Origin of the sequence: Afipia clevelandensis ATCC 49720, from assembly GCF_000336555.1 — a bacterium.
Lineage (GTDB): Bacteria > Pseudomonadota > Alphaproteobacteria > Rhizobiales > Xanthobacteraceae > Afipia > Afipia clevelandensis.
The window spans coordinates 21900-48563 of record NZ_KB375281.1; the positions used below are offsets into that span (position 1 = coordinate 21900).

Consider the following 26664-nt stretch of genomic DNA (forward strand, 5'->3'; position numbering starts at 1 on the left):
TCCATGTCAGAGATTAGGCTCGAAAAGGTTCGCAAGGCTTACGGCCCAGTGGTCGCTGTTCACGGCGTCGATCTGACGATTCACGACGGCGAATTCGTCGTGTTCCTCGGGCCTTCGGGCTGCGGGAAATCGACAACGCTGCGCATGCTGGCAGGGCTTGAAGACATCACCTCCGGCAAGATCTTCATCGGCGATCGCGACGTCACCGCGCTTGAGCCGAAGGACAGGAACATCGCGATGGTGTTCCAGAACTACGCGCTCTATCCGCACAAGACGATCTACGAGAATCTCGCATTCGGTCTGCGGATGCGGAAGATGGATCCGGCGCAGATCGACATGCGGGTCCAGCGCGCCGCCAAGATGCTCGGACTCGATGAATATCTGCAGCGCAAGCCGAAGCAATTGTCCGGCGGACAGATGCAACGCGTCGCCCTCGGTCGCGCTTTGGTCCGCGAGCCCGAAGTCTTCCTGCTCGATGAGCCCCTGTCCAACCTCGATGCGAAACTACGCGTACGCATGCGCGAGGAAATCGCCCGACTGCATCAGGAGGTCGGCACCAGCATGGTGTATGTGACCCACGATCAGGTCGAGGCGATGACGCTGGCCAACCGGATCGTGATCATGCGCGACGGCCATGTGCAGCAGGTCGGTGCGCCGCTCGAGGTTTACGACCGTCCGGTCAACCTGTTCGTGGCCGGCTTTATCGGTTCGCCTGAGATGAATCTGGTCGAAGGCCACGCCGCCAATGGCATGTTCACGAGCGGTGCGCTGCAGGTTGCGCTTCCCGGGCAATATCAGAACACGAATGAAGAGATCGTTCTCGGTATCCGGCCCGAACACATCGCGCTGGGCGAGGGGCCGGATGGGCTTTCTTTTGAAGTGGGTGTCATCGAACAGCTTGGCGCGCAGACTCTCACCATCGGTGAGATCGGCGGCGCGCGTCTGCGGATTCTGACGGACCGCGTGGATAATTGGTCATTCGGTCAGAAAATTCCGGTCCGGCTTCAGCCGGGACGGCTGCATCTGTTCTCGAAGGCGACAGGACAACGAATCTAGACGGCCAAGAAACCAAAACGAACATTCAAAGGAGTGAATTGCCGTGGGAGACAAGGAAATGGCTAACAAATCAGGTATCGACCGCCGCACGCTGATCAAGGGCGCCGGCGCGGTGGGCGCAGGCATTGCGGCGGGCACCCTCGGCGCACCGGCCGTATGGGGGCAGGGCAAGAAGACCATCCGCTTCCTGAATACCGAAACGTCGATCGACAGCATTCGCGCATTGAAGGTGGCTTGCGCGGAATACGAGCGCATGACCGGCACCAAGGTCGTTGTCGACTCGGTGCCGCTCGACGATGCCTTCACGAAGGTGACCACATCGCTGCGCGGCGGCCAGCCATACGATATCGCGACGTTCGCGTTCGTCGGTCACGTTCTGCTGCTGCAGGCTGAAGGCCACCTGATGCCGCTCACCGAACTGACCGGCAAGTACAAGTGGGGCCCGAAGATCCTGTTCCCGATCAAGGGCGAAACCTACTGGTATCCCTACGACTACAATCTGGCCTGGATCTACTACCGCAAGGATTTGTACGAAAAGAAGGGCCTGAGCGTTCCCAAGACCTGGGCGGATATGCTCAAGAATTCGCAGGCGCTGAACGAGGACGGCCGCTCCGGTTCTCTGTTTCCGATCGGCAACAACGGCGCAACCAACTGGCTGTCGCCCGGCTTCATGTGGGCTGAAGGCGTCAAGCTGTTCGACGACAAGTGGAATGTGGCGATCGACAACGCAACGAATGCGCCGAAGGTCGCGGCCTATCTCGACTTCTTTGCCGACCTCTACAAGACCATGCCGTCGGGCACCAGCCAGGCGAGCTTCGGCGAAGTGCTCTCCAACTTCTCCTCGGACAAGGTCGGGCACACCGCCTATGCCGGCCGCATTATCGAAGCGCTGGAACGCACCTCGCCAGCTCTCGCGACCAAGTATGGCATCACGCCTTATATGGACAGCGCCGGCAAGGCGAAGGCGGTCAACCACGGCTACGACGGCTGGGTCGTACTGAAAACCCCGAACTCCAGCGAGTCGATGAAGTTCATGAAGTGGTTCACCGAGAACCAGTACATCAACTTCCTGCACACTGCGCCGCTGCACTTCCAGCCGCCGCGCCTCGATGTCTACGAGGATGCCCGCTGGCGCGCGCATCCGCTGATCGAGAAGCACAAGGAAGCAGTCGAGACGATGAAGGGCTTCATTGTCGACAAGTCGATGATCCTGACCTCGGTCGATACTGAAGGCCCGGCGCCTGACCTGCGTCCCGGCAAGGTGTTCGAGGGCTTTGTGATCCCCGAAATGCTGCAGAACCGCATCCTGAAGAACATGCCGGCTGCCGACTGTGTCAAGGCGGCGGGCGACAAGATGCGCAAGCTCACGGCATAACAAAAGCGACTGCCTAACTGCCTGGCCGGATGCTCCCGGCCAGGTTTTTCCCACGGATGAAATGTTTTGAGTTCAAAGGCGACGATATACACCTTTCTGGTGATCGGACTTCTCGTGACGCTCGCGTTGATCGTCGCGCCGGTGGCCTATGCCATCAGTCTGAGTTTCTACAAACTCGACTCGTTTGTCGGCCAGGCGAAATGGGCCGGCTTCGATAACTACATTGCCATTGTGAAGCTGCCCGAATTCTGGCGCGCGCTGTGGAATGGCGTGGTCTATTCGCTCGGCTCTATCGTGCTTCAGGTGGTGCTTGGCATTGGTTTCGCGCTGATCCTGAACGAGACATTTCCGGGCCGGAACTTCGTACGCGGCCTGTCGATCCTGCCGTATCTTCTGCCCACAGTCGTGGTGATCCTCACATTCAAGTGGATGGTGGACGGCAGCATCGGAATCATCACCAAGGCGATCGCGGCCATGGGGCTGCCGCCGGTGAACTGGTTCGAGAGTTCCGGCGCGGCCATGAGTTCGACGATCCTGGTCAGCGTCTGGATGTGGACGCCGTTCGTGACAACCTGCTTCCTTGCGGCGCTTCAGACCATCCCCGTCTCGCTCTATGAAGCGGCCAAGGTCGATGGAACGACGGCGGTTCAGCGCTTCTTCCATATCACGCTGCCGATGCTGAAGCCGATCCTGACCGTGGTCGTGCTGCTGCGCGCGATCTGGATGTTCAACAAGTTCGACGTGATCTGGCTGTTGACCAAGGGCGGCCCGGTTGGCTCGACGGAGAATCTTGCGATCCTGTCCTATCGCCACGCCTTCAGCCTGTTCGACATCGGCGGCGGAGCCGCGATTGCGACCATCTCGTTCGCGATCCTGTCGGTGGCCGTGTTCTTCTATTTCCGGTTTTTCCCGCTGGAGGATGATTAATGGCCATCGCCCGCCGTTCGCTTCCCGCGCGTCTCGGACTTTATCTCGCCGCCGCGATCATTGCCGTCTATTCGGCATTTCCGATCTATTGGATGGTGATCTCGAGTCTGCGCGAGCCGACAAGTCTCCTGAGCCGCGTCTCGCTGCTGCCGGGACCGTTCACGCTCGAATACTACAAGAATCTGCTCGAACTCACCGATTACCCGACACACTTCGTCAACAGCGTCATTGTTGCGGTGGTCACCGTCATGGTCACCATGGTGTTCTCGGTGATGATCGCCTATGCGGTCACGCGCCAGCGAATTCGCGGCAAGAAGCTGATCGTGGGCGCGATGCTTTATGCTTACATGTTCCCGCCGTTGCTGATTGCGATCCCGATGTTCACCATTTTCGCGCAGCTGGGCCTGAGCGATACGTTGACCGGTCTGATCGCGTCACACCTGACGCTGACCCTGCCGCTCGGTGTCTGGTTCCTGTGGGGCTTTTTCAAAGGCATGCCGTTCGAGCTGGAAGAGGCAGCCATGGTCGACGGCTGCACGCGGCTCGGCGCGTTTCTGCGTGTCGTGCTGCCGCTGTCACTCCCGGGATTGATCACGGTCGCGATCTTCTCGTTCCTGCTGTCGTGGACGGACTACACCTTCGCACTGATCATGATCGGAAGCGATGCCAACAAGACGCTGCCTGTCGGTCTGGCATCCATGGTCGGATCGTTCGATCTTCGCTGGGGCGAGATCATGGCTGGCTCAACGCTGATTGCGCTGCCGCTGTTCGCTGCGTTCGCGCTGCTCACGCAATACTTTATTCAAGGTCTCGGCGCTGGCGCCGTGAAGGGCTGATCATGGATCTCGGACTTAAGGGCAGGGCCGCGCTTGTCACTGGCGCCGCGCGAGGCATCGGCAAGGCGGAAGCGCTGGCACTCGCGGCGGAGGGTTGCTCCATCGCCATCAACGATATCGATCGCGAGGCCGCCGAAGCCACGGCTGCGGAATTGCGAGCCGGGGGAACGAGCGCGGTCATTGCCATTGGCGATGTCTCCGAAGAAGCGGGAGCGGAAGCCGTTGTCCGCGAGGCGCATCGCGGCCTCGGCAGGCTCGATATCCTGGTCAACAATGCAGGCGCTGGTGGCCAGCATCTCGGAGCTCACGCTGAGAACATGTCTCTGGATGACTGGGACATCATTGTCCGGACCCATCTGCGCAGCACGTTCCTTTGCAGTAAATATGCCGTTCCGCTGATGCGGGAAGGAGGTTTCGGCAGGATCGTCAATACATCGTCGATGAACGTGACCGGCGGAGGCCGTCCCGGCGTGACGAACTACTCGGCGGCGAAAGCGGGCGTGATTGGTTTTACGCGCACGCTGGCCAAGGAAGTCGGCAGCGCCGGCATCACCGTGAATGCAATCGCGCCGGGTTATGTCGAGACGGCGTTGATCGCCGGATTCTCGCCGGAGAAGCGTGCCGTCATCGCTGGGCAGAATCCACTGGGGCGGTTTTGCCAGCCGGAAGAGGTGGGCGCGCTGATCGCGTTTCTGTGCTCCACTCAGGCGGCCTTCATCAACGGCGCCCTGATCTGTATGGACGGCGGCAAGCGTGATTTCTTCTGGGGTGACCAATGACCATTCGAGCCTTCGGCGGTCCGCATCGTTACGTTCAGGGGCCGGGTGCCCTCGGCGAACTTGCCACGCTGGTGCCTCTCTATGGAAGGCGGCCATTTGTGGTGATTGATGCGGCCGTGATCGGCGCTCTGCGTGATCAATTGGCCGCTTTGCTGAACCCTTGCGTGAATCATATCGAATTTGCCGAATTTTCCGGCGAATGCTCCGCGAGCCAGATCGACGCGATGACTGCCAAGGCTGATGCCGCCCAGAGCGACGTCATCATCGCGATCGGCGGTGGCAAGGCGATTGATACCGCGAAGGGTGTGCGGATTCTACGCGGCGGAGCGATCATCGTTGTTCCGACGGTCGCGTCCAACGACGCGCCGACCAGCCGGCTGGCGATTGTCTATACTGACGACCATGTGCTGAAAGAAGTCCGGTTGATGCCGACCAATCCGGACGCGGTCGTGGTGGATACTTCGATCATCGCCCGCGCGCCGCGCCGCTTCTTTGTCGCGGGCATTGGTGACGCGCTGTCAAAGAAGTTCGAGGCAGAACAGTGCTTCAATTCCGGCGGCATGAATTTTTACAAGGCGCGGCCGGCGGGTCTTGCGGTGTCGATCGCTGACCAGTGTTATCAGGTGATCCGGCGGGATGCCGTTGCATCGCTTGCGGCTGCGGATCGCAAGGAGCCAGATGCTGCATTCGAGAACATCGTCGAAGCGACGATTCTCCTGAGCGGTCTCGGTTTTGAAAGCGGCGGCCTGTCGATTGCGCACTCGCTCACGCGCGGTTTTTCCGCGCTTCCGGCCCTGAATGCGTCGCTTCACGGCGAACAGGTGGCCTTCGGGCTTCTGGCGCAGCTCTGCCTTGAGCAACGCTCGGCAGATTTCCTGGCCGACATGGTCGGCTTCTATCGGCGGCTCGGGTTACCCACGTCTCTAAAGGACCTCGGTTTCTCTGGCGATCTTCAGGAGGGTATCCGCACCATCGCCGAGCGTTCGGTGGCCGATGCGCCGTATCTCAGGCAGTTTGTCGGGACGGTCACCGTCGAAACCATCGCTGCGGCACTGACGAAGGCCGACGGACTGTCCAAGACCGCCTAGTCGCTTCGCCGACCAAGGCCGGCAGGAGCAATCTCGGCATATTTTACTTCAGCCGCTTTATCCAGGAATCGAAGATCCCTGGGCAGGCACCCTGTCGCCGGCGCTGAATATACGCGTATTTTCAAAGCCTTGTCGTGGATTCCTTCTCTTTATTTGCTCTTTATGTGCCGTTCCGGCAATTCGCATCGCTTCCTTATGTCCAGCGGTCTATCTGCATCGAAACCTCAACGCTGTTTGCGGGAGTTTCCATGCTTGATCTGCTCATGCTGGCCATTGGTTTTGGCCTCTTCATTCTGACGGTGGGCTACGCCGTCGCCTGCGACCGGCTCTGAGAGGCGCGCCATGTCATTCGACTACACACTGGCCGCGCTCACCACGGCGGCACTGCTCATCTATCTCACCTACGCCTTGCTGCGTCCCGAGCGCTTTTAGGAGGCCGCCATGACATTGATCGGCTGGGCCCAGATTTTTGTATTCTGCGCCATCATCGTCGCCCTCACGCCTGTCGTCGGCGGCTACATGACCCGCGTGTTTGCGGGCGAACGGACATTTCTCTCGCCCATCCTGCGGCCTGTTGAGGCCGTGCTGTATCGGCTGGGTGGCGTCGACGAGAAGCACGAGCAGCATTGGCTGACCTATACCGTCGCCATGCTTCTGTTTCACGTCGGCGGCTTTGTCCTGCTTTATGCGTTAATTCGCCTGCAGGGTGTGTTGCCGTTTAATCCGGCCGGCCAGTCGGCTGCTGCGCCGGACCTGACGTTCAACACAGCAATCAGCTTTCTCACCAATACCAACTGGCAGAACTACGGCGGCGAAAGCACGATGTCCTATCTCGTGCAGATGCTCGGCCTGACCCCCCAGAACTTTCTTTCGGCGGCCACCGGCATTGTACTCGCACTCGCCTTGATCCGCGGATTTGCGCGGACGTCGATGCAGACGGTCGGCAACTTCTGGGTCGATATGACCCGCTGTACGCTCTACGTGCTGTTGCCGATCTGCGTGTTGTTCACGCTGTTTCTGGTCTGGCAGGGCATTCCGCAGACGCTTGGCCCGTATGTCGAAGCAACCACGCTTGAGGGTGCCAAGCAGACCATCGCTGTCGGGCCTGTGGCGTCTCAGGTGGCGATCAAGATGCTCGGCACCAACGGGGGCGGCTTCTTCAATGCGAACGCTTCTCACCCGTTCGAGAACCCGACCGCGCTGTCCAATTTCATCCAGATGCTGTCGATCTTCGTGCTCGGCGCAGCCCTGACCAATGTCTTTGGCCGGATGGTCGGGAATCAACGTCAGGGTTGGGCGATCCTGGCGGCGATGGGCGTGCTGTTCGTTGCCGGCGTCGCGGTCTGTTACTGGGCGGAGGCTCACGGGACGACCTTGCTTCAGTCGCTCGGCCTGACCGGCGGAAACATGGAAGGCAAGGAGGTCCGGTTCGGCATCGTCGCTTCGGCTCTGTTTGCTGTCATCACAACCGCAGCATCCTGCGGTGCGGTCAACGCGATGCATGACTCCTTCACAGCCCTCGGCGGCATGATTCCGTTGATCAACATGGAGCTTGGCGAAATCGTGGTCGGCGGCGTCGGAGCAGGCCTTTATGGCATGCTGCTGTTCGTCATTGTCACAGTGTTCGTCGCGGGCCTGATGGTCGGCCGGACTCCCGAATACGTCGGCAAGAAGATCGAGGCGCGCGAGGTCAAGATGGCGATGCTCGCTATCTTGATCCTGCCGCTGATGATGCTGGGCTGGACGGCAATCGCTGTGGTTTACGAACCTGCTGTCGCATCGATGGCCAATGCGGGTCCGCATGGCTTCAGTGAGGTGCTTTACGCCTTCACCTCGCAGGCTGCGAATAATGGATCGGCCTTCGCTGGCCTGACAGGCAACACGCCATTCTACAATCTTGCCGGCGCGATTGCGATGTTCATCGGCCGCTTCTGGGTGATCGTACCTGCCATGGCGATTGCCGGCTCGCTGGCTGCCAAGAAGACCGTGGCGGCATCGAGCGGCACCTTTCCGACCACGGGCGGCCTGTTCGTTGGACTTCTGGTGGGCGTCATCCTGATCGTTGGAGGCCTGACGTTCTTCCCGGCGCTGGCTCTTGGTCCGATCGCAGAGCATCTCGCGATGCTCGCCGGCGGCTCGTTCTGAATTTTCCGGAGATAAGTTATGGAAACCGCAAAGTTACGCAAGCGCATGCCGGCAACGACACTGCTGGACCCGGCCATTGTGATCCCCGCTATCGGCCAGGCCTTCGTGAAATTGAATCCGCGCACACTCGCCAAGAATCCGGTGATGTTCGTTCTCGAAGTCGTTACCGTGCTCACGACAGCGTTGCTGATCCGGGATGTTGTCATTGGTCAGTCGAACATCGCGTTTGAACTGCAGATCACTGTCTGGCTGTGGTTCACCGTTCTGTTCGCCAATTTCGCCGAAGCCGTCGCCGAAGGGCGCGGTAAGGCGCAGGCCGACACGTTGCGGCAGACACGCACGGAGACCCGCGCCAAGCGGCTTCTCTCTGCAGACAACGATGAACTGTATGAAGGCGTCTCAGCCGACCAGCTCGAGGCGGGAGATCTCGTTGTCTGCGAGGCAGGCGACATCATTCCCGGTGATGGTGAGGTGATCGACGGCATCGCTTCGGTCAATGAAGCGGCAGTCACCGGTGAATCCGCGCCGGTGATCCGGGAATCCGGGGGCGACCGTTCGGCAGTGACCGGCGGAACGACCGTGATTTCCGATCGGATCGTGGTTCGCATCACCTCATCGCCGGGGTCGTCGTTCCTCGATCGCATGATCAAGCTCGTGGAAGGCGCGGAGCGGCAGAAGACTCCCAACGAAATTGCGCTGAATATCCTGCTGGTGGGTCTGACTATTATCTTCGTATTCGCAACGGCCACCATCCCGAGTTACGTTACCTATGCGGGCGGTGCAATTTCGATCGTCGTCCTTGTCGCGCTGTTCGTGACACTTATTCCCACTACGATCGGAGCGCTCCTGTCGGCGATCGGCATCGCCGGTATGGATCGCCTTGTGCGTTTCAACGTGCTGGCGATGTCCGGGCGGGCGGTCGAGGCGGCGGGTGACGTTGATACGTTGCTGCTGGACAAGACCGGAACCATTACGTTCGGCAATCGCTTCGCGACTGAGATCGTCGTGGTCCCGGGCGTTTCCGAGCGCGAGGCGGCTGAAGCAGCCTTGCTGGCAAGCGATGCGGACGAGACCGCGGAAGGCCGCTCGATTATCACGATGGCTGCCGAGAAATACGGCGTGCAGCAGGAAAAGCCGGCGGATGCCTCCAACTTCATTCCGTTTTCAGCCGTCACCCGGCTTTCAGGCGTCGATATTGGAACCCGCAAGCTCCGCAAGGGTGCGATCGAGTCGATCCTGAAATTTGTGCGCGAACAGACTGGTGGCGATGTTGCCGAGCCGCCCGCGTTCCGCGCCGCGGTCGACAAAATTGCGCGGTCCGGCGGCACTCCGCTCGGGCTTGCGGATGGTGGACGCATCCTGGGCGTGATCCATCTGAAGGACGTGGTGAAGCCGGACGTCAAGGATCGTTTCGCTGCGTTGCGCCGCATGGGGATCAAGACCGTCATGATTACCGGCGACAATCCGGTGACCGCTGCTTCCATTGCATCGGAAGCAGGCGTTGACGATTTCATCGCGGAAGCGACGCCGGAAGACAAGCTGCGCTATATCCGGAGCGAGCAGGCCAATGGCCGCCTGATCGCGATGTGCGGTGATGGCACCAACGATGCGCCTGCGCTGGCGCAGGCCGATGTCGGCGTTGCGATGCAGAGCGGCACCCAGGCCGCGCGCGAAGCCGGCAATATGGTCGATCTCGATTCCGATCCGACCAAGCTGATCGAGGTGGTAGAGATCGGCAAGCAACTGCTGATGACGCGCGGTGCGCTCACGACATTCTCCATCGCCAACGACGTTGCAAAATACTTTGCAATCATTCCGGCGATCTTCGTGGCGTTTTATCCGCAACTTGGCGTGTTGAACGTGATGCAGCTCTCGACCCCGCAGAGCGCCATTCTGTCGGCCATCATCTTCAATGCGCTGATCATCATCGCGTTGATCCCTCTGGCCCTGAAGGGTGTCAAATATCGTCCCGTGGGCGCCGCCGCGCTGCTCCGGCGCAATCTGCTGATCTATGCCCTGGGCGGGGTCATTCTGCCCTTCATCGGGATCAAGGCGATTGATCTTGCGATTACAGCCCTGCATCTGGCTTGAGAGGTCACGGTCATGTTGAGAGAAATCCGCCCCGCCATTGTTTTTCTGGTCGGCCTCGTGGCGATCACCGGCCTCGTCTATCCGCTCGCGATGACTGGCGCCGCCCAACTTCTGTTCCCTTATCGTGCGCAGGGAAGTCTGATCGAAAAGGATGGCAAAGTGATCGGCTCGTCACTGATCGGCCAGCAGTTCTCGGATGAGAAGTATTTCCGCGGCCGGCCTTCGGCAACGACAGCGCCGGACCCGCAGGATTCGTCCAAGACAGTCTCGGCTCCCTACAATGCGGCTAATTCCGGAGGATCCAATCTCGGGTCGACCAGCAAGGCACTGGCTGAACGCCTCAAGGAAGGCGTCGAAACCCTGCGAAAAGAAAACCCCGCCGCCGCCGTGCCGGTCGATCTTGTGACCACATCGGGAAGCGGGCTTGACCCGGACATCTCGCCGGAAGCCGCGTTGTTTCAGGTGCCAAGGGTGGCCAAGGCCAGGAATCTGCCCGAGGCGCGGGTCCGGTCGGTTGTCGAGGGCATGATCGCGCAGCGGACCCTTGGCTTCCTTGGAGAACCTCGCATAAATGTGCTGCAGCTCAATCTCGCCATGGACAGACTCGGGTCCTGAGCGACAACGTCCGGGAGCCGGATGCCGCACGAGGAAACGAAACGCGCATCGCCTGATGCCTTGCTAGCCCGCGCTGGCCGGGAGGGGCGAGGGAGGCTGAAGATATTTCTCGGCGCCGCGCCCGGCGTCGGCAAGACCTATGCCATGCTGACCGCGGCCCGGAGCGAGAAGGCGGGCGGAAAGGATGTAGCCGCTGGCCTGATCGAGACGCACGGCCGTCGCGAAACCGAGCAGCTTGTCGAGGATTTCGAGGTCCTGCCTCGCAAGCCGATTGTTTATCGCAATCAGGTCATGCGGGAGTTCGACCTTGACGCGGCCCTCGCACGCAGGCCGGAGATCCTGCTGGTCGATGAATATGCGCACACCAACGTGCCCGGCAGCCGCCATCCCAAGCGCTGGCAGGATATCGACGAGTTGCTGCGCGCCGGAATCAATGTCTGGACGACATTGAACATCCAGCATCTCGAAAGCCTCAATGACGTTGTCCAGAAGATCAGCAAGGTCCGCGTTCGAGAAACCGTACCGGACAAGGTGTTCGACAATGCCGATGAGGTCATTCTTGTCGATTTCCCGCCGGATGAGCTGTTGCGGCGGCTGGCGGAGGGGAAGGTCTACGTTCAGGATACCGCCGCGCGCGCCGTCGACAATTTCTTCAAGCCGCAAAATCTGACGGCGCTGCGTGAGCTGGCGTTGCGCCGCGCCGCGGAGCGCGTCGACGCGGCGCTTGTCGAGAGCATGCAGGCGCAGGCGATCGAAGGGCCGTGGGCGGCTGGCGAGCGTATTCTGGCCTGTGTCGGGCCTGATCAGATATCGCCGAGTGTGGTGCGCGCGGCCAAGCGGCTTGCGGACCTGATGGATGCGCCCTGGATGGCCGTGACGGTCGAACGGCCGGGCGCCTATGCGGATAGCGCCACGCGCCGGCGGCTGGATGACATCATGAAGCTGGCCGAGAGTCTCGGCGCGGAAACCCAGACATTGACCGGGACCGATTTGCCCGCCGAACTCCTGCGCTTTGCAAAGTTCGAGAACGTCACGCAGATTGTCGTCGGCCGCGCGCCCGGAGGATTTTTCAGCGAACTGCTGCGCCGGTCCCTGCCGCACGAACTGGTGCGCCGAACCCGGGACATCGCGATTCACCTCGTCACGCGCGAAGCCGACGGTACGGTAAAGCCTGTGCCGTCATCACGGCGCTGGATTTCGGAAACCTTCAATTGGCAGCATTTTATCTACGCGGCCCTGACGGTCGGCGCCGCCGTCGGGGCGGGAGAAATTCTCACCAGACTGACGCCTATTCCGAATCTGTCGATCGTGTTCCTTCTCGCGGTCCTGTTCATCGCCATGAACTTTGGCATTTGGCCGGCTGTCTTTGCATCTTTGCTGTCTTTTCTGGCCTACAATTTCTTTTTCATTTCTCCGGTTCATACGCTGACGGTCGCGGAGCCATATGAGCTTCTTGCGCTTCTCATCTTTCTGGTTGTCGCAATCGCCAGCGCGGCGATGGCCGCTCGCGTCCGCGAGCAGGCGCGTGTGTCGGCCGACCGTGTGCGCGCGACGCGGCGTCTTTATGAATTCACGCGCCGGTTGTCCGGGCTGGCAAGTCCGGAGGACGTGGCTGAAGGCGCGGCCAGTGAGATTCATATCAGCTTGCGGCGGCCCGTCGTTGTGCTGTTGGCAAGGAATGACGACATCGTCCTGACGGCGGCTTGGCCGCCGGAGGATGACCTTGACGCGGCGGCGATGACGGCTGCCCGCTGGGCCTATAATCACGGCGAGGCCGCCGGAACGAACACCGGAACGCTGCCGATCATTCCCTGGCTTTTCACCCCGCTGAAGATAGGGGACAAGGTGCTGGGAACCATCGGTGTCGCGACCGCCAAAGACACCCCATCGCTGGATTCCGAGGAGCGCGCCTTGCTCGACACATTGTGCGAGCAGGCCGCGGCTGCGCTCGAGCGCGCATCGCTCGCCGGCGAGATGGTGGACGCGAAGACGGCGACCGAGGCGGAGCGCGTTCGCAATACCTTGCTTGCTTCGATTTCCCATGATTTCCGCACTCCTTTGTCGTCGATCCTGGGAGCGGCGACCAGTCTGCTTGACTATGACGACAAGCTGGATGCGGCGTCGAAGAACGACCTGCTCGGGCAGATCAAGGAGGAAGCCGAAGGCCTTGACGAGATGGTGCGCAATCTCCTTGCGATGACCCGGATTGATGCCGGCGCGCTCGAACTGCGGAGCGACTGGATCGACCTGCGCGAGGTCGCCGCACGGGTTGTGAATGCCGCGCGTCGCCGTGGTGCGCTCCAGACATTCGAGATTGAATTGCCTGCCGAACTTCCTCTGGTGAGAGCGGATGCGATTTTGATCGAGCAGGCGATAGGTAACATTGTCACCAATGCGGTGCTGCATACGCCGCATCAGGCCCGCATTGTGATCGACGCCGAAACGGGAGCTTCCGAAGTCCGTCTCCGCTTCACCGATGACGGACCGGGTATCGCGCCCGATATCTTGCCGCGAATTTTCGAGCGCTTTGTAAAGGGCGAGGCCTTGAAAAGCGCGAGCGCCGATGGAGGGCAGGGAACAGGACTTGGCCTTGCGATTGCCAAGGGCATCATGGAGGCTCATCACGGAACGATTGTGGCTGAAAGTCCGGTGGCCCATGGTCATGGCACGCGTTTCACGATGGTTTTTCCGCAAAAGGAACTGGCCGCATGAGTGCCAAGACCCAGGTTCTGGTCGTCGATGACGAAGCCGCGATCCTGCGCTTTCTCAAGCCTGCGCTGGAAGCGAACAGCTATGACATGACGAGCGCCGGCACCGTGGCTGAGGCGGTCAAACGGATTGCTGCGGAGACGCCCGATATCGTCTTGCTCGATCTCGGTCTTGCCGATGGCGATGGAAAGGATGTGATCCGGCGGGTTCGCGAGTGGTCGGACGTACCGATCATCGTCCTGTCAGCGCGGGACCGGGAAGCGGAGAAAATCGATTCTCTCGATCTCGGTGCCGATGACTATGTCAACAAGCCGTTCAATGTGGGTGAACTGATGGCGCGGATGCGGACCGCGCTTCGCCATCGCCTGCAGCGCAAGTCGGAAACGCCGGTTCTTCGCGTCGGCGACCTGGAAGTCGATTCCGTGCGCCACCGCGTCACCCGCGGGGGAAACGAACTGAAGCTCACGCCCAAGGAGTTTGAGCTGTTGTCCTTTCTGGCGCGGCATGCCGGCCGTGTAGTGACACACCGGCAGATTCTCGCGGCGGTCTGGGGGCCAGCGCACACGGAAGACACCCAGTATCTGCGGGTCTATATCGGACAGTTGCGGCAAAAGATCGAAGAGAAGCCGGACGATCCGCGCGTGGTTTTGACGGAGCCAGGAATTGGCTACCGGGTGATTGAAAAGTAAGCCGCGTAAACGGTTACGACTCGGTCTGGGGAATTGGCTGCGCTCCGGCTTTCTTTTCCTTACGGCTGTTGAGCCAATTCTCGAACTTCTGAACCATGACAAAGAAGGTTGGAACGAAGAGCACCGCCAGGCAGGTCGAGGCAAGCATTCCGCTGAACACAGTGATGCCAATCGACTTGCGCGCGCTGGCGCCGGCTCCCGTGGCGAAGACCAGTGGCACCACGCCGAGAATGAAGGCGAACGATGTCATCAGGATCGGCCGGAAGCGCGCACGCGCCGCCTCGATCGCCGATTCCAGCAGTGGCTTCCTGTCGCGGACATGCAGCTCCAGCGCGACTTCGACAATCAGAATGGCATTCTTTGCGGAAAGTGCGATCAGCAGGATTAATCCAATCTGGGTGTAGAGATTGTTCTCGATCCGTAAGCCGGTGAGAACGGCCATGGGGCCGAGCAGGGACAACGGCACTGCCAGGATAACGGCAATCGGCGCGTACCAGCTCTCGTATTGTCCCGCCAGAACGAGATAGACCAGCAGCAGTGCAAGGCCGAACACGTAGTAGATTTGGCTCCCGACCGCCTTCTCCTGATAGGACATCGCCGTCCATTCGTATCCCGTCCCCGGCGGCAGCGTTTTGTCCGCGATGCTTTCCATCAGCGCCATCGACTGGCCGGAACTGTATCCCTGCGCCGGCAGTCCGATGACGGTCGCGGAAGGATAAAGATTGTACAGGCTGATCAGCGAGGGGCCGACTGTCGGCGTGATCGTCGCAATCGTGCCAAGGGGGATCATCGCGCCCTGCTGGTTGCGCACCGTCAGGTTTTCAATGTCTTTTGTTGTGAGACGAAACTGCGAGTCGGCCTGGGCGTAAACCTGGAATGTGCGCCCGAATTTGTTGAACTGGTTGACGTAGGAGGCGCCGAGATAGGACGACAGGGTCGAGAACACCTGATCGGTAGTTACATGCAAGGTCTGGGTCTTGATCCGGTCAACCTCGATATCGAATTGCGGCACCATCGAACGGAATGGCGAACTCACCCGCTGCAAGGCGCTTTGCGTCTGTGCATTGGCGACAATGGCCTGTGCAACGGCCTGCAGCTTGCCGAAATCTGAATTTCCGTCGCGCAGCTCGATCTGCATGGCAAAGCCAGCGGCATTGCCGATGCCCTGGATGGGTGGCGGCGGAATAACCAGAATCCTCGCTTCGGGAATCGTGTCGAGCTTCTTGTTCAAGCCAAACACCAGCGAGCGCAAATCTTCCCCGGGGCCGCGCTTGTCCCAATCTTTCAGGATGAGATAGGAGACGCCCGCGCTGGCAAGGCTCGAACTGTTATCGAGCGCCGATATGCCGGCAATGCTGATCACCTGAGCCACCCCCGGCGCCTTGCTGGTCATTTCGGTGACCTGATCGAGGACGCGCTGGGTCCGGTCGAGCGAAGCGCCGTCCGGCAACTGGACGGCTGCAAGCAGATATCCCTGATCCTCGATCGGGATGAATCCCGTCGGCACGCGCGAGAGCCCGTAGCCGCCGATGCCGATCAGGATCAGCGCGAGGATGACCGAGAAGCCGCTATGCGCCACCATGCGCGAAATCAACGCCGTGTAGCGCTTCTCAAGCCGTTCATAAGCGGCGTTGAAGCCACGATAAAACCAGTTGCGTTGTTCGAGGGGAACAGGGCGGCGCAGCCAGAGGGCACATTGTGTGGGTTTGAGCGTCGCCGCATTGATGGCACTGATCAGGGCCGTCGCGGCGATTACGAGTGCGAACTGCGCATATATTCTGCCGGTCATTCCCGGCAGAAATGCCGCGGGCAGGAAGACCGATATCAACACCAGCGTTATTCCGATGATCGGTCCGAAGAGTTGGTCCATGGCCTTGATCGCAGCGTCATGGCCGGACATGCCCTGTTCGATGTTATGCGCTGCGCCTTCGACGACGACGATCGCATCGTCGACCACGATGCCAATCGCCAGCACGATTGCGAACAGCGTCGACAGATTGATGGTGAATCCGAGCGCGGCCATCGCAGCGAATGCGCCGATAATGGTGACCGGCACCGTTGTCGCGGGGACCAGCATGGCGCGCCAGTCCTGCAGAAACACAAGAATCACGACAAGAACGAGAAAGCCTGCCTCGATCAGTGTTTTGTAGACTTCATGGATCGAGGCCGAGACGAATTTCGTCGTGTCGAAAGGAATGTCGAATTTGATATCTTGCGGAAATCCGCGGGCCAGTGCGTCCATTTTCTTCCGGACGGCCTGTTCGACCTCGAGCGCATTGGCGCCCGGGGACTGGAATACGCCGATGCCGGTGGCGGGCTTGTTGTTCAGCGAGAATATCTGGCTGTAGGTCTGTGCGCCAAGCTCGACGCGGCCGACATCGCGGACGCGCGTGACGTCGCCGTTGGTGCCGGTTTTGACAATGATATCGTCGAATTCCTTGGTGTCGTCGAGCCGCCCGTTGATATTGAGCGTGTATTGGAAGGCCTGCCCGGCGGGGGTGGGCGGCATCCCGACCTGACCTGCGGTGACCTGCTGGCTCTGCTGCTGGATCGCCTGAATCACGTCCTGCGGCATAAGTGACAGCGCCTGCAGCTTGTTTGGATCGAGCCAGATGCGCATCGAATACTGGCCGGCCCCGAACACCGTCACATTGCCGACGCCGGGAAGCCGCGACAGTTCATCGCGGATGTTGATGGTCGCGTAGTTGCTGAGATACAGGCTGTCGTAGGTTGAGTTTGGCGATGTCAGGGTCACGAACAGCAGGATCGCCGTGGACTTCTTCTGTACCGTGACGCCCTGCGTTTGAACCGATTGCGGCAGGGACGACAGTGCGCTGGACACGCGGTTCTGCACCAGTACCTGCGCGAAGTTGAGATCGGTGCCGATCTTGAACGTCACGGTCAGTGAATAGCTGCCATCGGCGCCGCTATACGACTGCATGTAGAGCATGTCTTCGACGCCGTTGACCTGCTGCTCGATCGGCAGTGCGACGGTGTCGATAACGGTCTTGGCGCTGGCCCCCGGATAACGTGTCGTGACCTGGACGGTCGGCGGAACGACATTCGGATACTGTGCAACGGCAAGACTCAACAGGGCGACGCCGCCGATCAAAATCATCAGGATCGCGATGACATTCGACAGAACCGGCCGCTCGATGAAGAATTTCGAGATCATGGCCCTGTCCTAGTTCGCGGATGCGCGGGGTTGTCCGATTGTCTGCAGTTGCGGATCGACCTTTTGACCCGGAATCGCACGCAGCAATCCTGCGATGACGACACGGTCGTCCGGTTTCAGGCCGCTCTCGATGACACGCAGATCGCCATCGAGAGGACCGGTCACCACCTTGCGTTGTTCGACGATATTCTCGCCATTGACCACGAGGACATATCGGCCCCCTTGATCGCTGCCCAACGCAGCGTCGGGGACAAGCAGCGCATCCTTCTGCTGATCGAGGGGCACGCGGACCCGGACAAAGTAGCCGGGCAGCAGGACGCGGTCGGCATTCGTCAGGACACCGCGAACCGCGAGCGTGCCGGTCGCCTGATTGACAGTGGGGGCAGCGTAGTCGAGCTTGCCCTTGTGGGGATAGCCGGTTTCGGTCTGAAGTCCGACCTCGATTGGTGTTTCCTTGAGATCCTTGGACGTCAGCCCCTTCTTTGCGGCGGCGGCGCGAATGCGCAGAACGTCCTGCTCATTGACATTGAAATTGACGTAAATCGGACTGAACTGCACGATGGTTGCAAGCTGGGTCGGCGATGACACGCCGACGAGTTCGCCGACCGAAACCAGATGCGCGCTGACGATTCCGTCGAACGGCGCGATGACATTGGTATAGCCGTAATTGACCGCGGCGATCTTGGTATTGACCTGGGCCTGCTGCAAATTGGCTTGCGCATTGTCCCGTGACGATGTGGACTGATCGAGGGTCGCCTGCGATACGACCTGCCGCGTTACCAGATCCGATTGACGTTTGAAGTCGGCTTCGGCTTGCTTCACGGTGGATTGGGCGCCGGCCTCCGCAGCTTGCGCCTGCTCCAGCTTCAGCTTGTAGGTTTCAGGTTCGACGGTGAACAGGGTGGTGCCTTGTTTGACGAATGCGCCATCCTCGTAATTGATCGACTGCAGCACACCTTGAACGCGGGCAACCAGATCGACTGTCTTGATGGGAGCGGTGTTGCCGGTTGCGGTGAGATACCGGGTTACGGTGCGTTGCACAGGCATGCCCACATCGACCTTGGCGGGCGGCGGCGGAACAAAAGTATTTTGGTCGCAGGCAGTTAGTGTGAGAAGGACGAATGCGGCGGATAGCATTCGCGGCATCTTGTGTGCCTTGCACCCAAGACCGGGTGCCGGTGAAATTTGCAATATGGGACACGCAGGCTTCATTCAGATGCCTCGTCTCAAATTTCAGCGGACACAAAATGATCGTCCGCTCTCCATGAATAGCAACAATAGGCTTGCGGCGGAACTCAAAAGCGAAAATGATGGCCGCCGAAGATTAATCCAGAATATTTTGATTTCATTTTAATTGCGCGGGCCGGTTCGGCAACGGGAAAGAACAGACCTAAAATAGGGAATTTTTCAATGAGCGCGTTGAAACGTGTCGTAAGTCACCTGGCTTTCGCGGCGACGATCGCTTGTGTTTTTCCTGCCATCGCACAGCAGCCGACCGACGAGCAGCGCAATGCGATCCGCTCGGCTTGCCGCTCTGACTATGAGGCCAACTGCGCAAGCGTGCCGCCTGGCGGCGCGGCCTCGTTGCAATGCTTGCAGAAAAACATGTCGAAGCTCTCCGGTGCCTGCAAGCAAGCCGTCACTGCTATTGAGCCGGCTGCTTCGCCGCCGAAGGCCGAGACAACAACAACTGCACCTGCAGCACCTGCGCCCGCGAAGCCCGCCGCTGCGGCGGCTGCGCCCAAGGCTGCGGCGGCAGGCCAGAAACCGACCGATGCGCAGGCCGCTGCCATCCGGAGCGCCTGCCGCTCCGACTATCAAAAGAACTGCGCCAGTGTACCGCCCGGCGGCGCGGCTTCCTTGCAATGTTTGCAGAAAAGCATGCCGAAATTGTCATCAGGCTGCCAGAAGGCGGTGAGCGCAGTCGGCGGCGGAACTGCGGCTCCGGCGGCCGCTACGGCCGCTGCGCCTGCAGCAGACGCACCGGCGGCTGCTCCGTTGGTGTTGCGGCCGATGCGTCCGCGCGAGGAGATGTTTGTGCTCCGGTCGGCCTGCGGCGCGGATGTGCGCACGTTATGCGGCGGTGTCGCACCCGGAGGCGGACGTATCGTGCAATGTCTGGCTGTACGGGCGGCCTCTCTGTCGCCCGCCTGCAAGGATGTGCTTGCCCAGTTCGCCGCGCAGTAGAGTGATGCGCCGATTGTTTACTCGCCGCGGAAGGCCAGGATCAACTGGACAAGACGCACGCTCAACGCGACGTAGCAGAAGGTCATAAGGAGCTGATACGGAATGTGCCATTTCAGTTTTGAGAGTTTGTAAAGTCCGTCGAGAAAATTCAGGGCAAGGAGGAAGATTCCAAAGAGCTCGACGCCGCGCCCGACGAGGCTGTGACGCAAATAGCCGAAAAGAAGGATGGCCGGATCGGTGCTCGAAACATGGGCGCCGGCGGAGATGATCAAGGTTGCGACGATCATCTTCTCGATGTGACCGAAAAGTTCTTTTGAGAGCTGTTCGACGTTTTCCGTATAGAACGACTGCCACTTGCTTCTGATGTCCTGCATGATGGGCCCCGAAGATCACAATTGGTAAAGAAACGCTACGCTAGGGACTACGCGAACGCGGCGCAACGATCTCCGCTCGGATCGGGCATGACCGTGCGGTGCGAATACTCATTGTCTGGCTGATTATTGATGGAAGGAGTTTTGATATGCGGACGATCATCCTACTGGCTGCCTTTCTCTCGCTTTCCGGCTCGGCCGGCGCGCAGGAATTGACTGCCGAACAGCGCAGTGCCTGCATGGGCGACTACGAAAAGTTCTGTAAGGGGGTCGAGCCGGGCGGCGGCCGGATCATTGCCTGCCTCTCGAAGTCCAGCGACAAGCTCACGCCAAGCTGCAAGAAGGTCCTGGCGGCCGCCGAGAAGAAATAGTTCAGGAAAAGACGACTTTGCGTTGGCCGGTCGTCTGCGCGAAGGATCAGCCACAATCATCCGGGAGGTAATCATGCGCTCACTTTTGTTTGCTGCTGCTGCCTTGATGGCGTTTTCAACCGCCATGACCGTGGGCCCGACCGATGCGAACGCCGTGGTTTGCGCGAAGGGAGTCTATCGTGCTGGCTGCGCAGGCCCGCGCGGCGCCGCCGTTGTGCGCAAGCCGGCGGTGGTCTGCCGGACGGTATGGGTGAATGGCGTCAAGGTTCGCCGCTGCACCTGATATACCAGCAGACTCGCGATTACGGTCAGGACAGGGCCAGCGTTGAACGCGCTGGCCAGCGACATCGTATGGGCGTGGTGAGTCCATATCCTTTGGCGCGAGCGGGAACACTTTCTTTAGACGCTGCGTCCAGCAGGGATGCAATGCGCCTTGCGTCCTGCGTCGATCTCGGGAAGTCGCGGCCCTCGCGGGCTGGATGAGCTGGAAGTGCGTCCACGAGCAGGTGATGGCGTGGCTCGTGGATATATACACAATGTATGACGCGCGCACCGTCACCGAGATTGTGACAGAAAGGCCGGTCAGCAGCTCTTCCGCGGAAGAGGACCTGATGCGGCGTGAATACCGGATTCTCAATCGCGCCTTTGGTCGGACGGCTGCGCGGACCCAATTGACGCCCGCGGACTGTTTCCCTGAAATGCACGAAGTGTCTCTGGCATCATCCGACACATAGTCTTCATCTACGCTCATGCATCGGCGCGCGCCTCCCGGCATGGTTTCGGCGGCGGCAATGGCGCACCTTTGGATAGCTGCAATGCGCTGGCGGCAGCCAGAAATGCGCGCTAACCTGACCGCTCGGCAGGCCCTGCGCTGCGGGTCCAGTTGCAGTTGAGACGCCGGGGGCTCCACGATGAGATCGAAAGCGGGTTTTGGTGATTTTCGGCGGCGCGGGCGAGAACTGTCTCTTGCATGCGGAGTTGGCATCCTCGCATCTCTTTTGACTGGATGTGAAAAGCCGTCTCAACCGCCTGCCGCCAGCGCCCCTCCCGTTACAGTTGCCAATCCAACCAAACGCACGGTGACGGACTGGGATGAGTTCACCGGCCGCTTTGATGCGATCGAGCAGGTTCAGGTGCGGGCGCGGGTGACGGGCTTCGTAACGAGCGTCGAGTTCAAGGACGGCGCTTTCGTCAAAACCGGCGATCTGCTTTACGTCATTGATCCCCGCCAGTATCAGGCCGTCGCCGAGCAGGCGCGGGGACAACTGGCTGACGCAAAGGCAAAGGTCGATCTGGCCGAGCGCGAGCTGGCTCGCGCTGAAACGCTGGTGAAGACCTCCGCGGTCTCCGAGAGCGTTGTCGATCAGCGGCGCCAGCAGCTTCAGTCGGCGCAGGCTTCCGCCATGCAGGCGGAAGGCGCGCTGGAACGGGCTGATCTCGACGTCGAATTCACCAAGGTGAAGGCGCCGATCGACGGGCGTGTCAGCCGGCATCTCGTCACGGTCGGCAATCTTGTGCAAGGGAGCGAGAGCGGGGCGACGGTGTTGACCAATATTGTGTCGCTCGATCCCATTCACGTCTATTTCGACATGGATGAATCCATCTATCTGAAGAACAATCGTCTCTGGTTCGAGGGTAAGCGGCCCAGCTCGCGCGACACGGCGAATCCGGTTCAGATCACCCTGTCCGGCGAGACAAAGCCGTCTCATGACGGCGCGATGGATTTTCTGGATAACCGGCTCGATGTCGGCACCGGAACGCTCCGGGGGCGGGCTATTGTCAAAAATCAGGATCTGTCGATTCTTCCGGGGCAATTCGCGCGTGTCCGGGTGCTCGGCAGCGCGCCTTACGAGGCTCTGCTTCTGCCTGACACGGCGATTGCAACCGACCAGTCCCGCAAGATCGTCTTTGTCGTCAAGGCGGACAACACGGTCGAGGCAAGGCCGGTCGTGCTCGGTCCTCTGGACGATGGCCTGAGAGTTATCCGCGAAGGGCTTAAAGCCGATGACAAGGTGATTGTCGACGGGCTGCAGCGTGCGCGGATCGGCGCAAAGGTGACGCCGCATCCACCGGCAGCGAGTGGCGGTGCCAAGCCATGAATCTCGGGCGCCTGTCGATCAACCAGCCGATATTGGCGATGGTCCTTTCGATTGTGCTGCTTATCGTCGGCGCAATCGCATACACTACCCTGCCGGTCGCGGAGTATCCGCAGGTCGCGCCGCCGACGGTTGTCGTCACGACACAATATCCGGGGGCATCGGCGCAAACCGTATCGGACACCGTGGCGACGCCGATCGAGCAGGAGATCAACGGCGTCGAGGATATGGAGTATATCTATAGCCAGGCGACATCGAACGGCCAGTTGAACATCACCGTCACGTTCAAGCTGGGAACAGATCTCGACAAGGCGCAGGTGCTGGTTCAGAACCGGGTTGCCATCGCGCAGCCCCGGCTGCCGGAAGAAGTGCAACGCAACGGCGTTGTCACGCGAAAGAACAGCCCCGACCTGATGATGGTCGTGTTCATGCTGTCGCCGGACGACACATACGACCAGCTTTATATCTCGAACTATGCGCTGCGGCAGGTGCGCGACAAGCTGCTGCGCCTCGATGGCATCGGCGATATCCAGATATTCGCCGCGCGCGACTATTCGATGCGGTTGTGGCTCGACCCCGACAAGATCGCGACCCTCGGTATGACCGCGGGCGACGTGCTCGCGGCCATCCGCGCCCAGAATCTCCAGATTGCGGGAGGGCAGATTGCCGAACCGCCGATCGCCGACCGCGCATTTCAGCCCAACCTGACCTTCACCGGACGCCTCAAAGACCCTCAGCAGTTCGAGAACATCGTCATCAAGGCCGGCGCTGACGGCCGTACCGTCCGCCTGCGTGACGTGGCGCGTATCGAACTTGGTGCGCTCAGTTCCACAACCAACGGCTTTCTGCTGCGAAAATCCGCGGTCGCGCTTCTGGTGTTCCAGCGGCCCGGCTCGAATGCTCTAGCCACCGCGAAAAACATTTTCGACGAGATGGCACGGCTGAAGACGGAATTTCCGAAGGGGCTCGAATACAACATCGGTTACAATCCAACCGAATTCATCGCGGAATCCGTCAGCGAACTCATCAAGACCATCTACGAAGCGATGGTGCTGGTGGTCATCGTGGTCCTGGTCTTCCTGCAAGGCTGGCGTCCGGCCATTATTCCCATTCTCGCGATCCCGGTCTCGCTGGTGGGCACGTTCGCGATCATGGCGGCGCTGGGCTTCTCGATCAACAACCTGACGCTATTCGGGCTGGTGCTGGCAGTCGGCATCGTGGTCGATGACGCGATCGTTGTTGTGGAGAATGTGGAGCGGCATCTGGCGGCCGGATTAAGCCGGCGCGAAGCGGCATTGCTGACGATGCAGGAGGTGGGCGGCGCGCTGGTTTCGATTGCGCTTGTTCTGTGCGCCGTATTTGTGCCGACGGCCTTTCTTGGCGGCATTTCCGGCCAATTCTTCCAGCAGTTCGCGGTGACAATCGCGGTCGCTACCGCCATTTCCTGCTTCTGTTCGCTGACGTTATCCCCGGCGCTGGCATCCATCATTCTACGGCCGCACGAGGAGAAGAAGCCGCCCGCGAGCTGGAACCTCATTGCGCGCGGCTGGGAAAGATTCGTCGGTGCCTTCAATCGCGGATTCGACAGGCTTTCGCATGGTTACGGCAACGCCGCGGGATTTGTGATCCGCCACTCGGCAGTGATGCTGGTGGCCTATGTGCTGTTGATCGCATCGGCGGCGTGGCTCATTGTCACGACACCGCAGGGATTCATACCGGCGCAGGATCGCGGCTATGTGATCGTTTCAGTCCAGCTTCCTGGTGCGGCGTCGCTTGCCCGTACAACGGAGATCGTTCGCCGGATTGAAAAGATTGCCCTGGATACACCGGGCGTTGTCCGCGTTCCTGCGCTGGCTGGTCTTTCCGGCGCAACGCGGACGCAGTCCAGCAATGCGGCGGCATTGTTTCCCGTGTTTGCGGACCCGGAGGAGCGTCACAAAAAGGGTCTGACGGCGAATGTCATCACGGCCGAATTGCGCAAACGGCTTTCGGTGATTGAGGGCGCTTTCGTCATCGTCGTTCCGCCGCCGGCGGTGCCGGGCATCGGCACCGGCGGCGGATTTGCCATGCGCGTGCAGGATATTCAGGGCCGTGGGCCTGAACTGCTTGCGGCTGCGACCGATGAACTCGTTGCGGCTGCTCGCAAGGCGCCGGGGCTGACGGCGGTCTTCTCGCCGTTTACGGCGAACACGCCGCAGGTCTTTGTCGAGATCGACCGGCAGAAGGCCCAGATGCTCAACGTGCCGATCCAGAATGTGACTGAAGCGATCGAAACCTATTTTGGCTCGACATACGTCAACGACTTCAACATTCTCGGGCGCACCTACCATGTCACCGCGCAAGCCGATCTTCCTTTCCGCAAGGAAACGGCGGACCTCGCGCGCCTGAGAACACGCAATACGGCCGGCGAGATGGTGCTGCTCGGCAGCGTCATAAATTTCAAGGACACGTCGGGCCCGGATCGCGTAGCGCGCTATAACCTCTATCCGTCGGCGGAAATACAGGGCGACACGCTGCCGGGGACGAGTTCGACGACCGCGATCAACATCATGCAAAAGCTGGCGCAGGACGTTTTGCCCAGCGGCTTCGCCTATGAATGGACCGATCTTTCGTATCAGCAGGTGAAGGGCGGTAATTCCGGCCTGTATGTGTTTCCCATCTGCGTGCTGTTCGTCTTCCTCGTTCTGGCGGCGCAGTATGGTAGCTGGAGCCTGCCATTCGCGGTCATCCTGATCGTGCCGATGTGCCTGCTTGCTGCGACGATCGGCGTGCGCATCATGGGACAGGACGTCAATATCCTGACCCAGATCGGATTTGTCGTTCTTGTGGGACTGGCCGCCAAGAATGCCATTCTGATTGTCGAATTTGCGCGGGACATCGAACGTGAGGGCCGCGATCAGCTCGAGGCTGTCGTTGAAGCCTGCCGGCTGCGCTTGCGGCCGATCCTGATGACCTCGTGCGCTTTCATTCTCGGCGTGCTCCCGCTGGTGATCTCGTCGGGTTCCGGATCGGAGATGCGTCAAGCCGTCGGTGTCGCCGTATTCTTTGGCATGATCGGTGTCACCGTATTTGGCCTGATCTTCACGCCGATCTTCTACATTCTGGTGCGCCGGCTGTTTCCGGGCAGCGTGACGATGGAGGAGCGCACCACGCAAAGCGCTCCGGGCTAGTCTTTCTGCTCTCTCATCCGGTCCACGAGCAGTTGTGCCACCCGAAGACTTGAAGGCGTGGTGTTCCTCGCGGCCTGTTGCACCAGCGTCACCTGGGTCGCTTCCAGCCGCTTGTCGCGCAACGGCACAGCGACCAGCGTTCCGGCCAACAGTTCAGGCATTGCCGCGTTGCGTGGGAGAAAGGTCCCCAGACCAGTCTTGGCGGCAATCGTCCGCAGGAAGGCGATGGAGTTCGTCTCGCCATAGGGATCGAGCTCGATTTTCGCCTTGGCGCAGGCGCGATCTATCTCCTGGCGGATACCGAACGACGGATCCGGCAGAATGACCCGAAGGCCGGCCAGTTCCTTGATGGTGCATTGGCTCTTTCCGGCCATCGGGTGCTGCGGCGAGACCATCAGGCACAACGATTGCCGCATCCGGGCCAGTTCGATGAGGTCGCGGCGAGGTGCGCGGCCGAACACCATTCCAAGATCGGCTTCGTGACGTCCGACCATTTCGGCCACGCCACGCGAGCCGACGGTGGTGACGGTAATCGAGATGCCCGGATAGTCCCTCGAAAGATCGACCACGAAGTCCGACACAAAACTGGCCAGAAGACCCTCGACGGTTGCCAGCTTGACGTGGCCGCGCTGCAGCGAGTCGAATTCTTCCACCTGCGCACGCACGCGGTCCAGTTTCACCTGGCTCTCTTGTGCATAGCGATAGAGCAGTTGACCGGCGTTGGTCAGGTTCATTCCGCGCGCGCCGCGCTCGAACAGCTTCACTGAAAGCTCGTCCTCAAGGCCCTGAACCTGCCGGCTGATCGCGCTGGGCGCAATCCGGAGGGATTCCGCGGCCCGTTTGATCGAGCCGCGCTCGGTGACCTCACGAAAATACCGCAGCGCCGTGGATTCAATCATGTTTCTCAAAGCCGTCCGTTCGCGGTGCGAATGCTTTCTGAAAGGGCATGCCCTGCACAGAGTTCTAATTTTCAGACCGTTTGCT

Annotated in this window: 23 protein-coding genes; 19 read left to right on the forward strand and 4 right to left on the reverse strand. The window is 60.3% G+C overall.

The features are described 5' to 3' along the window. Positions 1-3: 3 nt before the first annotated feature. From HMPREF9696_RS00100 to HMPREF9696_RS00155, 13 genes are all read left to right on the forward strand, one after another. Positions 4-1056, forward strand: a complete 1053-nt coding sequence (locus HMPREF9696_RS00100) for an ABC transporter ATP-binding protein (protein WP_002710885.1) — start codon at positions 4-6, stop codon at positions 1054-1056. Between the two features lie 58 nt (positions 1057-1114). Continuing rightward, complete coding sequence (locus HMPREF9696_RS00105) at positions 1115-2431, forward strand: ABC transporter substrate-binding protein (RefSeq protein ID WP_002710886.1); 1317 nt, start codon at positions 1115-1117, stop codon at positions 2429-2431. 66 nt (positions 2432-2497) lie between these two features. After that, positions 2498-3358, forward strand: coding sequence for a carbohydrate ABC transporter permease (locus tag HMPREF9696_RS00110; RefSeq protein WP_002710887.1), 861 nt, complete (start codon positions 2498-2500; stop codon positions 3356-3358). After that, positions 3358-4194: a carbohydrate ABC transporter permease gene (locus HMPREF9696_RS00115; RefSeq protein ID WP_002710888.1), complete on the forward strand. Its 837-nt coding sequence runs from the start codon at positions 3358-3360 to the stop codon at positions 4192-4194. The genes HMPREF9696_RS00110 and HMPREF9696_RS00115 overlap by 1 nt, the downstream gene beginning before the upstream one ends. Before the next feature lie 2 nt (positions 4195-4196). Continuing rightward, positions 4197-4973, forward strand: a complete 777-nt coding sequence (locus tag HMPREF9696_RS00120; RefSeq protein ID WP_002710889.1) for an SDR family NAD(P)-dependent oxidoreductase — start codon at positions 4197-4199, stop codon at positions 4971-4973. Further along, entirely contained in the window at positions 4970-6061 is a 1092-nt protein-coding gene (locus tag HMPREF9696_RS00125; RefSeq protein WP_002710890.1) for a glycerol dehydrogenase, read from the forward strand. Before HMPREF9696_RS00120 ends, HMPREF9696_RS00125 begins: the two co-directional genes overlap by 4 nt. 134 nt (positions 6062-6195) lie before the next feature. Then, complete coding sequence (locus HMPREF9696_RS21515) at positions 6196-6393, forward strand: hypothetical protein (protein WP_157169980.1); 198 nt, start codon at positions 6196-6198, stop codon at positions 6391-6393. Positions 6394-6403: 10 nt separating this feature from the next. After that, positions 6404-6493 carry a K(+)-transporting ATPase subunit F gene (locus HMPREF9696_RS00130; protein ID WP_002710891.1) on the forward strand — a complete coding sequence of 30 codons (90 nt, stop codon included), beginning with the start codon at positions 6404-6406 and terminating at the stop codon, positions 6491-6493. A gap of 9 nt (positions 6494-6502) precedes the next feature. Next, the gene (gene kdpA, locus HMPREF9696_RS00135) at positions 6503-8206 is read left to right on the forward strand and encodes a potassium-transporting ATPase subunit KdpA (protein WP_002710892.1); all 1704 of its coding nucleotides are present in this window, start codon (positions 6503-6505) and stop codon (positions 8204-8206) included. Between the two features lie 18 nt (positions 8207-8224). Beyond that, positions 8225-10297 (forward strand): potassium-transporting ATPase subunit KdpB, encoded by a 2073-nt coding sequence (gene kdpB / locus HMPREF9696_RS00140; protein WP_002710893.1) that lies wholly within the window; start codon positions 8225-8227, stop codon positions 10295-10297. Positions 10298-10309: 12 nt separating this feature from the next. Continuing rightward, entirely contained in the window at positions 10310-10912 is a 603-nt protein-coding gene (locus tag HMPREF9696_RS00145; protein ID WP_002710894.1) for a K(+)-transporting ATPase subunit C, read from the forward strand. Between the two features lie 21 nt (positions 10913-10933). Next, positions 10934-13624, forward strand: a complete 2691-nt coding sequence (locus tag HMPREF9696_RS00150) for a sensor histidine kinase (RefSeq protein ID WP_002710895.1) — start codon at positions 10934-10936, stop codon at positions 13622-13624. Then, the gene (locus HMPREF9696_RS00155; RefSeq protein WP_002710896.1) at positions 13621-14310 is read left to right on the forward strand and encodes a winged helix-turn-helix domain-containing protein; all 690 of its coding nucleotides are present in this window, start codon (positions 13621-13623) and stop codon (positions 14308-14310) included. The genes HMPREF9696_RS00150 and HMPREF9696_RS00155 overlap by 4 nt, the downstream gene beginning before the upstream one ends. A 13-nt stretch (positions 14311-14323) precedes the next feature. On the opposite strand, the gene HMPREF9696_RS00160 is transcribed toward HMPREF9696_RS00155, so the two are convergent. Beyond that, positions 14324-17485 carry an efflux RND transporter permease subunit gene (locus HMPREF9696_RS00160; RefSeq protein WP_002710897.1) on the reverse strand — a complete coding sequence of 1054 codons (3162 nt, stop codon included), beginning with the start codon at positions 17483-17485 and terminating at the stop codon, positions 14324-14326. 9 nt (positions 17486-17494) lie between these two features. After that, positions 17495-18631, reverse strand: coding sequence for an efflux RND transporter periplasmic adaptor subunit (locus tag HMPREF9696_RS00165; protein ID WP_174309428.1), 1137 nt, complete (start codon positions 18629-18631; stop codon positions 17495-17497). Here HMPREF9696_RS00165 and HMPREF9696_RS21880 point away from each other — a divergent pair. Both HMPREF9696_RS21880 and HMPREF9696_RS00170 read left to right on the forward strand, forming a co-directional pair. Continuing rightward, a complete protein-coding gene (locus HMPREF9696_RS21880; protein ID WP_174309426.1) occupies positions 18531-18839 on the forward strand; it encodes a hypothetical protein in 309 nt (102 codons plus the stop codon). The two genes, HMPREF9696_RS00165 and HMPREF9696_RS21880, sit on opposite strands and share 101 nt — an antisense overlap. Before the next feature lie 56 nt (positions 18840-18895). Continuing rightward, positions 18896-19672, forward strand: coding sequence for a hypothetical protein (locus tag HMPREF9696_RS00170; protein ID WP_002710899.1), 777 nt, complete (start codon positions 18896-18898; stop codon positions 19670-19672). A 17-nt stretch (positions 19673-19689) separates the two neighbouring features. On the opposite strand, the gene HMPREF9696_RS00175 is transcribed toward HMPREF9696_RS00170, so the two are convergent. Continuing rightward, positions 19690-20046 carry a hypothetical protein gene (locus HMPREF9696_RS00175; protein ID WP_002710900.1) on the reverse strand — a complete coding sequence of 119 codons (357 nt, stop codon included), beginning with the start codon at positions 20044-20046 and terminating at the stop codon, positions 19690-19692. 146 nt (positions 20047-20192) lie between these two features. On the opposite strand from HMPREF9696_RS00175, the gene HMPREF9696_RS00180 reads away from it, so the two are divergent. From HMPREF9696_RS00180 to HMPREF9696_RS00200, 4 genes are all read left to right on the forward strand, one after another. Then, positions 20193-20414 (forward strand): cysteine rich repeat-containing protein, encoded by a 222-nt coding sequence (locus HMPREF9696_RS00180; protein ID WP_002710901.1) that lies wholly within the window; start codon positions 20193-20195, stop codon positions 20412-20414. A 73-nt stretch (positions 20415-20487) separates the two neighbouring features. After that, the gene (locus tag HMPREF9696_RS00185; protein WP_002710902.1) at positions 20488-20697 is read left to right on the forward strand and encodes a hypothetical protein; all 210 of its coding nucleotides are present in this window, start codon (positions 20488-20490) and stop codon (positions 20695-20697) included. Between the two features lie 628 nt (positions 20698-21325). Next, positions 21326-22513 carry an efflux RND transporter periplasmic adaptor subunit gene (locus tag HMPREF9696_RS00195; protein ID WP_002710904.1) on the forward strand — a complete coding sequence of 396 codons (1188 nt, stop codon included), beginning with the start codon at positions 21326-21328 and terminating at the stop codon, positions 22511-22513. Further along, entirely contained in the window at positions 22510-25680 is a 3171-nt protein-coding gene (locus HMPREF9696_RS00200) for an efflux RND transporter permease subunit (RefSeq protein ID WP_002710905.1), read from the forward strand. Before HMPREF9696_RS00195 ends, HMPREF9696_RS00200 begins: the two co-directional genes overlap by 4 nt. Here the strand turns inward: HMPREF9696_RS00200 and HMPREF9696_RS00205 are convergent. Next, entirely contained in the window at positions 25677-26579 is a 903-nt protein-coding gene (locus tag HMPREF9696_RS00205) for a LysR family transcriptional regulator (RefSeq protein WP_002710906.1), read from the reverse strand. The two genes, HMPREF9696_RS00200 and HMPREF9696_RS00205, sit on opposite strands and share 4 nt — an antisense overlap. Between the last annotated feature and the right edge of the window lie 85 nt (positions 26580-26664).

What these genes read in the sequence shown, in the direction of transcription:
- HMPREF9696_RS00180 (WP_002710901.1), top strand. Translation starts at nt 20,193, where the DNA reads ATGCGGACGATCATCCTACTGGCTGCCTTTCTCTCGCTTTCCGGCTCG.
- HMPREF9696_RS00120 (WP_002710889.1), top strand. Translation starts at nt 4,197, where the DNA reads ATGGATCTCGGACTTAAGGGCAGGGCCGCGCTTGTCACTGGCGCCGCG.
- HMPREF9696_RS00150 (WP_002710895.1), top strand. Translation starts at nt 10,934, where the DNA reads ATGCCGCACGAGGAAACGAAACGCGCATCGCCTGATGCCTTGCTAGCC.
- HMPREF9696_RS00155 (WP_002710896.1), top strand. Translation starts at nt 13,621, where the DNA reads ATGAGTGCCAAGACCCAGGTTCTGGTCGTCGATGACGAAGCCGCGATC.
- HMPREF9696_RS00175 (WP_002710900.1), bottom strand. Translation starts at nt 20,046, where the DNA reads ATGCAGGACATCAGAAGCAAGTGGCAGTCGTTCTATACGGAAAACGTC.
- HMPREF9696_RS00130 (WP_002710891.1), top strand. Translation starts at nt 6,404, where the DNA reads ATGTCATTCGACTACACACTGGCCGCGCTCACCACGGCGGCACTGCTC.
- HMPREF9696_RS00145 (WP_002710894.1), top strand. Translation starts at nt 10,310, where the DNA reads ATGTTGAGAGAAATCCGCCCCGCCATTGTTTTTCTGGTCGGCCTCGTG.
- kdpB (WP_002710893.1), top strand. Translation starts at nt 8,225, where the DNA reads ATGGAAACCGCAAAGTTACGCAAGCGCATGCCGGCAACGACACTGCTG.
- HMPREF9696_RS00100 (WP_002710885.1), top strand. Translation starts at nt 4, where the DNA reads ATGTCAGAGATTAGGCTCGAAAAGGTTCGCAAGGCTTACGGCCCAGTG.
- kdpA (WP_002710892.1), top strand. Translation starts at nt 6,503, where the DNA reads ATGACATTGATCGGCTGGGCCCAGATTTTTGTATTCTGCGCCATCATC.
- HMPREF9696_RS00105 (WP_002710886.1), top strand. Translation starts at nt 1,115, where the DNA reads ATGGCTAACAAATCAGGTATCGACCGCCGCACGCTGATCAAGGGCGCC.
- HMPREF9696_RS00160 (WP_002710897.1), bottom strand. Translation starts at nt 17,485, where the DNA reads ATGATCTCGAAATTCTTCATCGAGCGGCCGGTTCTGTCGAATGTCATC.
- HMPREF9696_RS00200 (WP_002710905.1), top strand. Translation starts at nt 22,510, where the DNA reads ATGAATCTCGGGCGCCTGTCGATCAACCAGCCGATATTGGCGATGGTC.
- HMPREF9696_RS00125 (WP_002710890.1), top strand. Translation starts at nt 4,970, where the DNA reads ATGACCATTCGAGCCTTCGGCGGTCCGCATCGTTACGTTCAGGGGCCG.
- HMPREF9696_RS00195 (WP_002710904.1), top strand. Translation starts at nt 21,326, where the DNA reads ATGAGATCGAAAGCGGGTTTTGGTGATTTTCGGCGGCGCGGGCGAGAA.
- HMPREF9696_RS00165 (WP_174309428.1), bottom strand. Translation starts at nt 18,631, where the DNA reads ATGCCGCGAATGCTATCCGCCGCATTCGTCCTTCTCACACTAACTGCC.
- HMPREF9696_RS00170 (WP_002710899.1), top strand. Translation starts at nt 18,896, where the DNA reads ATGAGCGCGTTGAAACGTGTCGTAAGTCACCTGGCTTTCGCGGCGACG.
- HMPREF9696_RS00205 (WP_002710906.1), bottom strand. Translation starts at nt 26,579, where the DNA reads ATGATTGAATCCACGGCGCTGCGGTATTTTCGTGAGGTCACCGAGCGC.
- HMPREF9696_RS00185 (WP_002710902.1), top strand. Translation starts at nt 20,488, where the DNA reads ATGCGCTCACTTTTGTTTGCTGCTGCTGCCTTGATGGCGTTTTCAACC.
- HMPREF9696_RS21880 (WP_174309426.1), top strand. Translation starts at nt 18,531, where the DNA reads ATGCCCACATCGACCTTGGCGGGCGGCGGCGGAACAAAAGTATTTTGG.
- HMPREF9696_RS00115 (WP_002710888.1), top strand. Translation starts at nt 3,358, where the DNA reads ATGGCCATCGCCCGCCGTTCGCTTCCCGCGCGTCTCGGACTTTATCTC.